This is a genomic window from Sphingobium sp. LB126 (genome assembly GCF_002795205.1).
Lineage (GTDB): Bacteria > Pseudomonadota > Alphaproteobacteria > Sphingomonadales > Sphingomonadaceae > Sphingobium > Sphingobium chungbukense.
Genome location: NZ_NETV01000001.1, coordinates 491,222 through 505,172, shown reverse-complemented (window position 1 = coordinate 505,172; position 13,951 = coordinate 491,222). Strand labels below are relative to the sequence as shown.

The 13,951-nt window shown below is 59.9% G+C and carries 11 protein-coding genes; 1 reads left to right on the top strand and 10 read right to left on the bottom strand.

The features are described 5' to 3' along the window. Window positions 1-55: 55 nt before the first annotated feature. Together istB and istA are read right to left on the bottom strand one after the other, a co-directional pair. Entirely contained in the window at window positions 56-865 is an 810-nt protein-coding gene (gene istB, locus CAF53_RS02375; RefSeq protein WP_100237201.1) for an IS21-like element helper ATPase IstB, read from the bottom strand. After that, window positions 865-2,328 (bottom strand): IS21 family transposase, encoded by a 1,464-nt coding sequence (istA, locus tag CAF53_RS02370; RefSeq protein ID WP_197707341.1) that lies wholly within the window; start codon window positions 2,326-2,328, stop codon window positions 865-867. The genes istB and istA overlap by 1 nt, the downstream gene beginning before the upstream one ends. A 59-nt stretch (window positions 2,329-2,387) precedes the next feature. Between istA and CAF53_RS02365 the strand changes: the two genes are divergently transcribed. Next, on the top strand, window positions 2,388-3,356 hold the full coding sequence (locus tag CAF53_RS02365; RefSeq protein WP_100237199.1) for a prolyl oligopeptidase family serine peptidase: 969 nt from the start codon (window positions 2,388-2,390) through the stop codon (window positions 3,354-3,356). A 57-nt stretch (window positions 3,357-3,413) separates the two neighbouring features. Here CAF53_RS02365 and CAF53_RS02360 read toward each other — a convergent pair whose 3' ends face one another. From CAF53_RS02360 to CAF53_RS02330, 8 genes are all read right to left on the bottom strand, one after another. Continuing rightward, window positions 3,414-5,177 (bottom strand): asparagine synthase-related protein, encoded by a 1,764-nt coding sequence (locus CAF53_RS02360; RefSeq protein ID WP_100237198.1) that lies wholly within the window; start codon window positions 5,175-5,177, stop codon window positions 3,414-3,416. A 970-nt stretch (window positions 5,178-6,147) separates the two neighbouring features. Next, the gene (locus tag CAF53_RS26970) at window positions 6,148-6,276 is read right to left on the bottom strand and encodes a benenodin family lasso peptide (protein WP_157801185.1); all 129 of its coding nucleotides are present in this window, start codon (window positions 6,274-6,276) and stop codon (window positions 6,148-6,150) included. A gap of 329 nt (window positions 6,277-6,605) precedes the next feature. After that, complete coding sequence (locus CAF53_RS02350; RefSeq protein ID WP_100237067.1) at window positions 6,606-7,427, bottom strand: IS5 family transposase; 822 nt, start codon at window positions 7,425-7,427, stop codon at window positions 6,606-6,608. 78 nt (window positions 7,428-7,505) lie between these two features. Beyond that, a complete protein-coding gene (locus CAF53_RS26965; protein WP_157801184.1) occupies window positions 7,506-8,747 on the bottom strand; it encodes a hypothetical protein in 1,242 nt (413 codons plus the stop codon). Continuing rightward, window positions 8,722-9,543 (bottom strand): IS5 family transposase, encoded by an 822-nt coding sequence (locus CAF53_RS02345; protein ID WP_100237067.1) that lies wholly within the window; start codon window positions 9,541-9,543, stop codon window positions 8,722-8,724. The genes CAF53_RS26965 and CAF53_RS02345 overlap by 26 nt, the downstream gene beginning before the upstream one ends. An 83-nt stretch (window positions 9,544-9,626) precedes the next feature. Continuing rightward, window positions 9,627-10,901: a phosphocholine cytidylyltransferase family protein gene (locus CAF53_RS02340; RefSeq protein ID WP_100237196.1), complete on the bottom strand. Its 1,275-nt coding sequence runs from the start codon at window positions 10,899-10,901 to the stop codon at window positions 9,627-9,629. Then, window positions 10,898-11,530 (bottom strand): gamma-glutamyl-gamma-aminobutyrate hydrolase family protein, encoded by a 633-nt coding sequence (locus CAF53_RS02335; protein ID WP_157801183.1) that lies wholly within the window; start codon window positions 11,528-11,530, stop codon window positions 10,898-10,900. Before CAF53_RS02335 ends, CAF53_RS02340 begins: the two co-directional genes overlap by 4 nt. Next, entirely contained in the window at window positions 11,527-13,944 is a 2,418-nt protein-coding gene (locus CAF53_RS02330; protein WP_100237194.1) for a PEP/pyruvate-binding domain-containing protein, read from the bottom strand. Before CAF53_RS02330 ends, CAF53_RS02335 begins: the two co-directional genes overlap by 4 nt. Between the last annotated feature and the right edge of the window lie 7 nt (window positions 13,945-13,951).

Sequence of the window (13,951 nt, the reverse complement as noted above, 5' to 3'; positions counted from 1 at the left end):
CCTGATCGCGGGTTGCCTCATTGGAGATGCATCCCGGATGCGAGGTCAGCGACAATTACGATGGCCGGTCCGGTACTGGCACGGGAGGGTGATTATTGGCTGGCTCTATGCGGCTGACGGCCGAGCGTTTTCGGTAGCTCTCGCCGTTCATCTCGATGATGGTCGAGTGGTGAACGAGGCGGTCGATGGCCGCGACAGTCATGGCGGGATCTGGAAAAACGTTGTCCCAAGCGGAAAATGGCTGGTTGGCGGTTATCGCGATGGAGTGGCGCTCGTAGCGATGGGCGATGAGCTCGAACAGGGCGCTGGTCTCGACCTGGTCCTTGCGGACATAGGACAGATCGTCGAGCACAATGAGATCATATTTGTCGAGTTTGTCGAGCATGGATGGCAGACTGAGATCGCGGCGCGCGGCCTGAAGCTTCTGGACCATATCGGTGGTGGAGCAGAACAAGACCCGGCGCCCGGTATCGATAAGCGCATGGCTGATCGCCGAGATGGCGTGCGTCTTGCCGGTGCCCGACTGTCCGAAGAACAGCAGATTGCCGCCACTTTCGATCCAGCTATCGCCGGTTGCGAGCGAGAGCAGATGGGGTTTGCGCACCCCAGGTGCAGCGTCGAAATCGAAGGTGGCGAAGGTCTTGCCTGCTGGCAGGCCGGACTGGTCACGATGTCGCTGGATACGCCGCGTAGTGCGTTCGGCCATCTCGATCTCGAGAAGCGAGGCCAGCAGATGAACGGCGGGCCAACCATCATGATCGGCGGTATCGGTAAGTCGCTTCCAGTTGCGATTGATGCTGGGCAAGCGCAGGGCCTTGAGCATGGTGGGCAGCACGGCTGCGGCTTGATCCTTGGTCCGGGTCATCAGCGCACCTCCATGCTGGTAAGCAAGCTGTTGTATCCGCGCGGATCCGGTGGCGGGATCGTCACCTCGTGCCTGGCTCGGACGGTCGGAAGAAACTCCTGCCTGAGCGCGGCGACATCGGGGAGTCGACCAGCATCGAGTGCCGCATCGATGCGCAGAGCCAGCGCATCGACACAATCTCCTCTTGCCGCGATATCGAGCAGGGCGACAGTGTCGCGGCAGGCTTGGCGGGCATCGAGCTGATCGTCGAAGGCTTGCCATGCCCGCCTGTAGGCATGGGCGGGGAACAGGGCGTCGCGGTATACCAGGTTGCGCAATGCCCCGGGCTTGCGCCGCAGGTTGGCGATCATGTGGCGAAAATCGATGTGGTGGCCTCTTTGGGGATGCGGGATACGGACCCGTGGTGTGGTCATCACCTTGTCGGGGCCGAGGAATAGATCGATGCGGTCATCGAAGAGATGGGCGTGCAGCCGACGACCGACCAGGCGGGAGGGGACCGAATAGATGACCCTCTCGATAGGAACGGTACCGTTACGGCTGACATCCACCGCGATCATGGCAAAGTCTGTGGTGCGGTGTGATGGCAGGCGCGCCAGCAGGCGGCGTTCCTCGTCGACGAGCCTGGCCTTGCGGCGGTTCTGCTTGGCGACTTCGGCTTCTACAAAGCCGCGCCAGGCACCGAGGCTGTCGAAGTCCCGGCTGCCGCGGCGGCGCAGGGCTTGGTCGAGGCGTCGCTTGAGATGGCCATGAGGGCCTTCGATCGAGCCGTTCTCGTGGGCCTCGCCGCGGTTGTTGCGGGTCGCGATCATGCCGTAATGCCGGCACAGGTCGTTGTAGCTGCGGGTGAAATCCTGCTGCGCATCGGCATCGAGGTTCTTGTAGGCAGCTGATAGGGAATCGCTGCGGTGCTCGGCCGGGACGCCGCCCAGCTTCCACAGCGCATCCTGCAGATGCTCGGACAGGGCAGCGAAGCTCTCGCCCCCCAGGACGACAGCGGCATGCTCCCAGCCACTGCAGGCCAGGCGGAAATGATAGAGCCGGTGGGCGAAAGGCTCGCCGGCGATGGTGACCTTCAGGTCGTCGCAGACCGTGAAATCCGACAGGCCCTGCCGCCCGATCTCGTGGCGCTGCGGGAAGAATATCTCCTTCTCCTCGCCATGCAGCGCCCGCCAGCGGGCAACCCGACGCTCGAGCGTGCGCCTGATCTTGTCGGGAACAGCCTCCTCGCCAAACTCGTCCTGTAGCGTCTCGAAGATGGTGACGGCGAGAATGCCGTCGATCTTGAGCAACTCCTCGATCCGCGGCCAAAAAGGCTCAAGAGGATCGGCGCGGGTGCGCCAATGACGCCCCTGCTTCTTCTGGGAGGGCAAGCGCGGATCGTTCTCGATCCGGCGTGCGCTGCGCTCGCTGATACCGGCCTTGGCGGCCGCAACGGACTGGGTGTGATGGCGACGTTCAACCATGAAAAGAAATACCTGCTGATCGGAAAGGTGGTGGCCCGGCATCGCAACCCATCGCTTCAATGTTCGATGAGTGTTCCGATACCACCGCTCGCCGCAGCCCGATCCGCACTCCCGCCCAGGGGAGAAAAGATCGCCATCGGTTGTCTGGCCTGCTCTCCGGTCGGGGCTCCGCCCCTCCCTGCGATCAGGCCAGACAACCGATCTTACCGGCCATCTTAGTTGTCGCTGAACCGGCCATCACAAATGTCGCCGCGCATTATCCGCTCGTGGTTACGCAATACGCATCACGCGGCTTCCTTCGTGGCCAGGTAGGCAACGAATATCCGATGTATCCGCTTGCCGCAGCCGGTTTCGTTGTCTTGTCGATCGACTGGACACGATTCACGAACTTTGAACAGTCCCATACACCGGCCGAGTGGAATGCGATGTTTGCGCAGAAGGGGCGAGAACTGGTTTGGAGCGGAATTCGGAGGGGCATCGACGAACTGATCGCTGCCGGACTGGTGGATCCGGCGAAGATGGCATTGACTGGTCTCAGTGGCGGGGCGGAAAATGTTCACTTCGTTCTTCAGCGGGACGACCGATTTGCCGCAGCGATTGCCAGCTCCGCAGCGGCTGACCTCACTTTCTTTGCGCTCGCGTCGGAGGACGGCGACCGCGAACGCCTCATGAAGACTTTCAACTCTCCAACGGTGATCCCACAACCTGGTAGCAAGATTTACGACCTCGCATGGTCAAACAAACCCGAGAAGCTCGTTACCCCGCTATTGATCAACGTCGGAGAGTACGAAGCTCTGATCGGCTTTGAAGGTATTTCGGCAATAAAGACGATCGGCGGACCACTAGAGGTAAGAATTTTCCCCGGCGAACAGCACCTAAAATATCACCCTCGGGCGATACTTGGTGTCTATGAAAATAACCTCCAATGGCTACAGTTCTGGCTGATGAATAAGGAAGATCCGGCGCCGGAATTCTCCGAACAGTATCAGAGATGGCGAGAGATGCGCGCACGCCTGGATCGAAAATGATCCGCTTAGATAACAGCATTAGACGGTCTGCATGGAGAGGCAGCATGCATCAGTTTCTCACGCAGCTTGTTGGATCCATTGCTCGACCGAAAGCGTGTTTATGAATGCCCCAAAGTTCGCACTTTGGATCAATCCTAGTGGGTTGGCCACGCCAAGTGTCTCTTTTTCATCCAATACGCCTCGGCCAGCTAACTCTCCGTCTAGCAGCATCGAGCGGAACCCGTCGAGTTGGCGCGAAAGCATTTGGAGCCAATGACTTGTGTTGCTTCCCTTAAAGCGGCGATTCGCGATACTGTCTGGTAGGAGATCGCGGAAGATCGATCTCGCTAGTCCACGCTGAAACCCGTCCTGGCAGAACCAATGGCTATGGGTGCGTAAACTTGCCTCGATCAGTGGTTGTGAGAAAAGAGGATGAACCTCTTCGGCGGTGTCAGCTCTCCCGTAACGCCAATAGTGCTTTTGCAGCTCAATGATGTGTATAACTTGTGTCAGTTTTGCAGGCGTCGTTGTAGAAGCGATCTCTAAAACTTCAGGATGAAGTGATTTCTCAATATCGAGTTTGTTGTGAATGCAAATGTTCGCATATGGATTGGGTTGTAAATAAATTGAGCACTTCCTACGCAGGGAATCCAAAGCTGTTTCACTTCTTGATAATTCGTCTCGCACCAATGACGAAATAACAGACCAGAATGTCGAATGCGTCACTTGTGCGAGTTGATGCGCACCAGTAATTATTCCCCGAAGTCCGTTCAGGTTATAATAATCTATTATCGCGTCGGGTCGCAGGAAATCATAAAACAAGTGATCACCCCCTGTTCCCGTGAAAAACGCATCTACACCCATATCAGACTGGAACTTTGAGCAAATCTGGTCATAGCCGAGGGGCATTGTTCTGATGCTTGGGCGAAGAATCCGGCTTCCGGCTTCTGAAAGTGAGTAGTCAGTTGCACTTAGCGGGCTTCGCTCGAATAGGTCAATTTTATGCAGCGATGCCGCATCGTGTGCGTAGTCACGTTCATCACCTTCGATATGCGGGATGAAATAATTTACGCCAATTACGCGATTTGTTTGCGAGGTATCCCTCAACAGACCGAGAACAATGGCAGAATCTAGCCCGCCCGAAAGGTCAAGAGCGATCGACCCGTATCTGGAAGCCCACTCTGATATTGATCGTTGAGCTGCAGCGCGAATTGCAATTCCAGCAAGTTCGCTCGATTCAAACGGGTTATCTATATACTGGGCCGCCCGCCACTTCATCCTCCTCGTGATCGATGCGCTAGCAATGTGCATTAACTGACCAGGAAGAAGCTCCGTAATCTCGTTGTATCCGGTTGCCTCGTTGTGCAACCAGCGATTGAAAAGATGGAATTCAAGATAATCCCAGTTCAACGACAATTTACGCCGCAGAAGGGGAAGGACATCGGCTAGATGAGAGAATAGAACTGAGACGCCAGCGATTTCGATATACCAGCATTCTACCCGGCCCGTAGGGTCTCGATATACAGTCACGCCTTTCTTGGGCGCATCGACCTCAATCGAAACATAAGCGCCCCAGTTTTCCTCTAAGGGGGCGGCGCCCAGCCCTCGAGCGTCGAGATGCGAAGAAATTCGCCATCCGATTGTACAATTGGATATTGGCTCCGCCCGCGCGACTTCGAAGCCAAGAGCGCTCGGACATTCTTGTATCACCCATGCTTGTGCGATCGGTGTATCCAAGATCTGAGTCCATGACCGCGCTATTTGCCGTAACTGGTCGAGGAGGATGGCCTGCCCCTCATTCGGCTCTGAACAGAGAACGGCCGCGAGAAATCGGTGCATCATGGCCCGCGCCTCCTAGACGACCAAAATGGGGGTATATTGCTGTAGCTTTCGATGCGGTTCGCTGAGTGCAAGGGTTCCCAGTTGAGCCCAACAATGGGCCCCAAACGGGCGAACCCTCACTCCGAAGACGAGACGAGCATCGATTCCGTGCCGCCAGAAATGCAGGCACATGGCTGGTGCATCCAAACGGCAGATCGGTTCGGTAGGAAACCAAGGGCGTGCCGCGAAGAAGCTATCCAGCAGATCTTGCCTCTCAATCGGCTTCTCTCGCTCTCGCAAGCCTCCGCGCTTTCGCCGGAGATGCTCTACGGTCTCCAGAAACGACCTCTTCCGCAATAGGCTTCGCGTTTCCAATAGGGCCCTCAGCGCGGACAGCGAGAGGCGCGGTGCCGAACCGAGCCCGAGGCCGTAACGCCTGGTTGGCCATAAGGTGGCTTCCGCGGTGCTTTCAAATTTGACCCGAGCCTGATCTGTCGCAGTCGGCTGGTAGGCCTCCGGGATAACTCCTCGGGCAACCAACTCGGACCGAACTGAAACTCCATGATGTTCATCAGGGCTTCCACCAAGAGCATCAATGACAACCTGTGTCAGGCGAGCGCCTAGTAGACGATACTTATCTTCGCGGAGATCGAGTAGGACTGAGCAGTCGCCTACGATCGCAAGATACGCTTCGGCCGAGAGCTGCATAAGGGCTTGCCCCATAAAGAAATGCGCATCGGTCTGGCCGAGAAACAAATTGCCGGCATGCCGGTCGTCATCTCAGCATGCGGCCCACCTATGCCGAAAGTAAGCTCCAATGCATTTCCGACGGTCAGAAGCGCATGGCTCTCGATCGTCCTGCCCATGTCAGCTTCATCGACTCCGCTAAGAGTCATTGGTATCGAGCTTTTCATATCAGCCGCCTATGGTTCGCGCGCGTTACGTGCTTCGTGAAGCGGCGGCACAACCTATTGGCCGTGCCGCCACCGTTTCACGCCTGGCTCGCGTTCTGCGACTCGGCGTGACCGAAGGGCTCGCCCTGGGTGAGCTCGGAAGCCGTGCCCAGATCGATCAGTTCGGCGTCGTCGAGTTCCTCGACCACCACATTTGCTTTGTCCATTGGATGTCTCCAAGTTTGTTTCGGAATCGCACGAATGCGGTGAAGAAGAAGATATAAGTAATTTTAAGAAATGCAAATTATATTGTGAAATATATTCTAAACAACGCAGGGCAATAGTAGTCTTATGCGTAAATATACGCATAATAGTAAAGAAGATGTAAGATGCGGCTACTGCGGTTTCGTAGCCTCCATAACGATTATCTTGGAAAGATAGTCTTTCGAAGCTGCTGCCGCCGCACCACGCCGTGCTGCCGCAAAGATTGCCGCCCTGATATGCAGAGTGGTTCTCAGCCGATCTAGAGTCTGATTCAAAATTATCCTTTGCGAATTCATAGCCTTGCGATGCGGCGGGCAAAGAGCTGGATCGAGGCGATGAACAGCCATGCGGTTGCTGACGCGATGGTTTGCTCGAAGTCCTTGGCCAGTCGGCGGTTTCGATTCAGCCATGCCAGCGTCCGCTCTACGACCCAACGGCGTGGAAGGACCACGAAACCCTTGGCGGTATCGGACCGTTTGACGATCTCGAGGGTCCATTTGCCGATCCGGCGCAGCGCCTGTCGGAGTTTGTCGCCAGCATAGCCGCCATCGGCAAACACATAGCGCAGCCACGGGAAGCGCTTGATGATCTCGGCCAGCACCAGCGGTGCACCGTCTCGGTCCTGGATGTCAGCGGTGTGGATCACGGCGTGGACCAGATTGCCCTCGGTGTCAGTCAAAATGTGGCGCTTGCGACCCTTGATCTTTTTGCCCGCATCATAGCCGCGAGGACCGCCGGATTCGGTGGTCTTGACGCTCTGGCTGTCGATGACCCCGGCACTGGGCGAGGCATCGCGCCCGGTCGCCTCGCGCCCGATCAGCAATAGGGCATGATTGAGCGATAACCAGAGCCGGTTGTCCCGCCACAGGTAGAACCAGCGCCGCACTGTCGAGACCGGCGGAAAGCACGGTGGCAGCATCCGCCACGGCAGACCGCCGCGCAACAGATACAGGATCGCCTCGACAATCCGCCTGAGCGGCCACTTGCGCGGACGGCCCACATGCGACGGCGGCGGAAAAAACGGCTCAAGCAGCGCCCATTCGGCGTCGGTCAAATCACTTGGCAAAGCCAAGTCCGCGCGGGCATACTGCGCCCGAGTGGTGTCGGTCCACATCGTTGATCTCCGGTAGTCTTCGCAAAACCACCTGAATCAACGACTTGGGCTGGCGTCAAGCTAACCCGCTGATACCACTCAACTTAGTTTCGGATCAGGCTCTAGGCAACGTCCCACCGTCAGCACGAAAGTCCAGAACCACAGATCGTTCAGATTCGGTGCTCTAAGTGTCTCGTCAAGGAAAAATGCAGATATCCTGTCCGCGCCGTTGATGTGGGTTCGATTTATAGAAGTAAGTGCTCGTGTGCGCCAATCATCTCCTTGCGGCGACAATATTAAGGTCGCTACGACTGTCGCACTCTTTGCCTCATCTGGTAGCTTGGCGCGAATAGTGGCGCTTCCTTTATTGAGTCCAAGTAACTTGGAGCGATACCTTTCTCGGCGTATCTGGAAACGAATTCTCCTGATTAGCCGGTCGGGAAGCACGGCCCCGATGGAGTGAACTCCGAGAAGGCAGCGAAGGTTTGAAGTTCGCTCTATCCGTTCAGATTTCCACGGCCACAGGAGGCCGCAAAGCGAAATCATATTGTCTAAAGGGCTGGGATAGGTTGCGATATTTTCATAGGAGTTTGAGAGAATGATGGATCTGGCGGCAAGCAATTTGACTTTCTTGCAGTCATCGGTGCTGAGATTCGTGGAAATGTATCGATCCGGATCGAAATCACCCAGTCGACTATCACTTCCGCTTTCTGGCCTGTTCCACCATCTTTTGCCCTGCCAGGTGCTTTCGGTGAGGCAATCTTGATACCGTATCGACATCCAACCCGCGATCGATCGCATCAGTTCTCGGCCAGATTGGTGTAAGCTTTCGAGCTTCAATACACGCAGACGATCTAATCCGACGAGCCAAGCAAAATATGGACGATCGCCGTAAAGAGTGAAATCGAGACCTCCACGATTTCCTTTCCGGGCAAAGAAAGTTGTGATTACTGACTCAAGCGCATCGACCTGCAGATCTAACCCGTTGGACCGAAGATGCTGGAGCGTCGAAGCAAAATTTGTTGTCGGTTCGCGAACGGTCAAAATGAAGCGCGTCTCTGGAAAATCCTCTAGAAGCTCCGCCGCAACGGCGCGAGGTTCACCATGCACTGGGAACATGGCTTGGATGCTTGAGGCTAAAAGCCGCTGACCGCTCGCCAGCGCATAAGCAAGATGACCAGCCTCAAAGAGTTTCCGACGTGTAATGGATAACCCCTCTGGCAACGCTGCCCGGAGAAATCCTTCAAGTCGATAATAGTCGACGCCGGCAATCTCGTTCCTCTGAGAGTCTGATTCAAAATTATCCTTTGCGAATTCATAGCCTTGCGATGCGGCGGGCAAAGAGCTGGATCGAGGCGATGAACAGCCATGCGGTTGCTGACGCGATGGTTTGCTCGAAGTCCTTGGCCAGTCGGCGGTTTCGATTCAGCCATGCCAGCGTCCGCTCTACGACCCAACGGCGTGGAAGGACCACGAAACCCTTGGCGGTATCGGACCGTTTGACGATCTCGAGGGTCCATTTGCCGATCCGGCGCAGCGCCTGTCGGAGTTTGTCGCCAGCATAGCCGCCATCGGCAAACACATAGCGCAGCCACGGGAAGCGCTTGATGATCTCGGCCAGCACCAGCGGTGCACCGTCTCGGTCCTGGATGTCAGCGGTGTGGATCACGGCGTGGACCAGATTGCCCTCGGTGTCAGTCAAAATGTGGCGCTTGCGACCCTTGATCTTTTTGCCCGCATCATAGCCGCGAGGACCGCCGGATTCGGTGGTCTTGACGCTCTGGCTGTCGATGACCCCGGCACTGGGCGAGGCATCGCGCCCGGTCGCCTCGCGCCCGATCAGCAATAGGGCATGATTGAGCGATAACCAGAGCCGGTTGTCCCGCCACAGGTAGAACCAGCGCCGCACTGTCGAGACCGGCGGAAAGCACGGTGGCAGCATCCGCCACGGCAGACCGCCGCGCAACAGATACAGGATCGCCTCGACAATCCGCCTGAGCGGCCACTTGCGCGGACGGCCCACATGCGACGGCGGCGGAAAAAACGGCTCAAGCAGCGCCCATTCGGCGTCGGTCAAATCACTTGGCAAAGCCAAGTCCGCGCGGGCATACTGCGCCCGAGTGGTGTCGGTCCACATCGTTGATCTCCGGTAGTCTTCGCAAAACCACCTGAATCAACGACTTGGGCTGGCGTCAAGCTAACCCGCTGATACCACTCAACTTAGTTTCGGATCAGGCTCTGAGGTCCGAGGCGGTGGAGGCCGGCAGTCGCGTCGACAACTCCAGAGTCCCACCACTGTCTGAAAGCCTTCAGAAATGCGTCGATTTTATGAGTGTCTGGTTGCCGCCCGATTGTGGCAGCCCATGCCGCGAAATAGTGACGCGAATAGAAATTTGGGGTCGAGAGCACCTGCGGATGACCATCGAACAGGCTTTGCACGAAGGTCGAGCCGGAGCGGCCCCAGTTTTGGACCGCAAAGGCATTCTCGACCGCATAGTCGCGAATGGCGAGAAACGGCCGCAGGCGTTCCTCGCTCCATGGCCCATTATCCGGTGCCACCGGCGCACCATCGATGTCGCCGGCCGCCTCCGCCAGCGCGGCCGGATCGTCAGACGAATCCATGACAAAGTCGGTCGGAAGGTCCGCGGGGAAAATCAGATGCGGACCCGTTCCCTTGATCTCATCCCTAACGGTCATCGCCTCGGCGATCCGGAGATCCTTCGCGCTGTCGACTTCCATCCAGGGGAGGGCATTTGCCGCCGTGTCGATCCTAGCGCCGGCACTGAGCAACGCTGCCAGCAATGCCGTGAAATCGAACTTGGCCGGGGTCGCGTGAGATACATCGCGAGAACACTGACCGAGCAAATCGAGTCCGGCCGGCGTGAGCAGCATCAGGCCCATGAACTGACCATCAAGCTCTTCGACGTCTGTCGGCTTCCCGCCAATCTCGGTCAATACCTGGCCGGGGCCAAGTCGGAATGTCTCGCTGTCCTTCAGCCAATTCCCGAACCGCCGCTTCCAAAGCCAGCGATGATCGGCGTCGTAGGCGACGACAATGTCGCCCGGCCGTTCCCGCAGCGCGAGCGCCGCGCAAGGATGATAGATGATGTCGCTATAGCTGACGATCGCCGGCTCATCGCCGATCCAGTCGCTCGCCTTCAGAAGCGTCTCGACCTGGGTGCCCTTCGCCCAATCCGGATTGTGGATGTAGGTGACGTCGCGGCCAGCGAGCGCCTCGGACGCATGGCCCGTCACCACCGCGATCTCCTTGACGCCGGCCGCGCGCAGTGCCTCGATCTGCCAGTCGATAAGCGCATGCCCACCCACCTCGAGCGCGCCCTTCGGCCGATCGGCGGTGAGCTTGCCCATCCGCCGGCCGCGACCCGCAGCGAGGATCACGGCCTTGCGCACCTCGCGCCGCTCGGCGAGCGGCGGCAACATCGGCGCGGAGGATTGCGGGGCGTCGGGGCGGGCGGAGGCAAAGGGGGCGTTCATGCCGCCAGCTCCGCGCGGGTCGCGAAGGTGCTGCGGAACAGACCGAGATCTTCTTCGGCGAACGGCGTCAGCCGCTCGGGGTGCCACATGATGCCGACCAGAGGCTCGGTCGCATGGCGGACCGCCTTGACCACGCCGTCCTCGGCCGTCGCCCAGGCAACCAGCTCGGGCGCGCTCTCCCGGGCGCCGAAGCGATGATAGCTGTTCACGACGCGCTCGCCGAAGATCGATCGAACGCTCTGTGCTGCCGAAATATGCCCCTCAACCGGCACCAGCCTGACGCCGCAGGTGTGCTGCAGAACGTGCATGCCGCGGCAGACACCGATCACCGGCAGCCGGCGCACGCGCGCGGCGCCCAGCAGCGCCGATTCCGTCGCGTCTCGCTCGGGCGCGTCGCCGTCATAGGCCATCAGGTTGTTGCCGCCGGTCAGCAGCAGCCCACGCACCGGCAGGCCAGTGAACAGCGCGAGCGCGGTCGCGACGTGATTGGGGATCGGCAGGGCGCGGAAGCCGGCGGCGGCAAGGAAACGCGACCAGGCTTGGTCGAGCGCGTCCCGCCGCTCGGGGCCGCCGGTGTCCCGAGGCGCCAGCTCCACGCGCTGGGTGACGGCGACGAGCGGCAGCGTCATGCGCGTCCCACCGGCATGATGTCGACGCGCCGGTTCGCGCAATCGATCTGCAGCGCGCCGGCCTGCGCCCATTCCCGGAAGAGGTGCTCGCCGGCGCCGATCACCGCCGGCAGGCCAAGCTCCGCCGATCGGATCGCCATGTGCGAGTTCGCGCCCCCATAGGCAGTGATCAATCCCGCGATCGGGCGGCTGAAGATCCAGTCGAACCCGGGATCGGCGTTGGGGATCATCACGATCGCGCCATCGAGGTCCGCGCCCTCGATCTCCCGGACCACCCGGCCGCGCGCGGCCCGGCTCGTGATGAAGTTCGGCGTCGCGATCGGCAGATCGAAGCCCCAGACATCGCCCGCGCCGGTAATGAGCGGCGGGAGGCAGGTCGCCGAGGTGACCGCGAAGCTGTCACGCCCCTGGCGGATCGTGTCGGCGAACAATTCCAGCGGCTCGCGGGCCGTCGCATAGGCCTCGCGCAGGGCCCGGACATCGGCATAGGAAAGATCGTCCGGGCTCAGGCCCACCGAATTGCCCCAGCGCTTGATGAGCGCCAGCGCATCGGAGAGGCTGCGCGTGAACAGGAATTTCGCTTGCTCGCGCTCCCGGATGCCCTCGGCGAGGAACTCGACGAAAGCAGCCGGCGTAACGTCGATTTCATGCCGGGCAAGCAGCGGCGCGGCCGCGGTTTCCAGGCGCGACCAGAGAGCGCGGCGCTGCGTCGCCCCGTCCCCGGTCGACGCCCGGTCAAGCGCGAACGGCTCTGCGCCGGCCGGCAGCTTCAACAAATGGTCGGCGGACCAGAAGCCGTTGAAATACAGCTCGGGCGCCTCATCATAGCGGGGGGAAAGAATGTCATAGGCGCCTGGTCGGAGATGCCCGTAGCTTGCGAGAAACGCCTCCTTGCTGAGTTGGGCGAGATCGCGCTGCATCTCGCTGGCCACGGTGGAGACGCTCATGAGAAACGCCTGGCGATCATCTTCATCGATCGCGCCGACCGCGACCATCGAATTGAGCATCTGGATGGCGATGAAGCCTACACGCGCCAGCCCGGCGAACGGCCGCGTGCCGAAGCGCTTGCAATCCTCCAGCAGGAAATAGGCCTGCGCGAGCGGTGGCGTGTCCGACGCCAGGATTTGTGCCCGCCGCGTCTGCAGCTTGTCGAGGCCGGCGCGATCAGCGAGGCGCGGGCTGTCGATCGGATCGACGATGCGCTGCGTCAGCGTATGAAGCGCACCGCGCAGATCGCGGAGCTCCGCAAGGTTGAAGCCGACATCGGCCAGCGCGGCGAGCCTCCGGTCGATATCGAACGCATAGCAGGACAGTACGATCTCGAACTCGATCTTGTCGTGCAGTGCCGGCGCGGCCAGCAGCCGATCCATATAGTGATCCACGACGTGATCGGCGGCGGCGTCGCTCAACTCCGCCGGCACGAAGCTGTCGAAGCTGGTTCTGACGTCGATATAGGGCAGGCCGAGAATGTCGATCAGCAGCGGCACACCCAGCAGATCCCGATAGCCATAGGATGTGCGCTGTCGCGCCCAGACATCGTCAGTCACCAGGCCGCGATAGAGTGAAAGTGCCAGCGGTCGTGGGCGCACACCAATGATCTCGGCCGGATTCCAGTCAGGCATCACGCCAAGGGCGGACCGCCGGCCGCGCGCCAGTGGGTGGGCGCCCAAGGTCGACGCGATCTTGCGTTCCGCCTGGGCGAGCGCGCGGCAGTGGCGGTCGCGGGGGAGGGGCACGGTCGGCGCGTTCACCAGCGGCCGCGCCTGGAGCAGCACCGGCGAATGCTCGCCCTCGACAAATGCGAACTCTATATCGAGCCGGTCGACGCCCGATAGTTGCTCGACCTCTCTGATGAGCCGCACCACCGCGCCGCACCGGCCCTCGGGCGGCATCAGCGACCCCCGGAAATGATAGCAGACCTGCGTCTCGTTCGTGCGGCCGGCCGTCACTTCGGTGGTGTCGGCGCCGATGCTGGTGTTGACGACGATATAGGGCCGCCCGGATCCGACCTCCCGGCTGGTCGCGACGCCGCTCGCCACAACCTTTGCAAGCATCGGCTGCACCAGCACCTTTTGATCATCGGTCAGTTGCGGCGCATAGGACGCGAAGACCTGGTCGATGGCCTCGGCGAGCGCGCCTTCACCGCGTACGTTCTGGACCGACAGAAAGTGCCCGGCCAACGATTGGCCGGCGCCATCCTCCCCACTCGCGCTCGAGCGGACGATCAGCGCGGGAAGATGACCGGTCGACTCCTGTGCCCATGGCGCCGCCAGCAGCCGCTTCAAGACCCGTGCGCGCGCAGATTTCCAACCGGCATGGTCGATCGTCGCCTGGGGCAACACGCGTCCGTTGACCAACTGGCCCTCGAGGCTCGCCAGCGTGGCGGCCTTGTCCTCGAATAGCGCCTGACCCATCGGAATC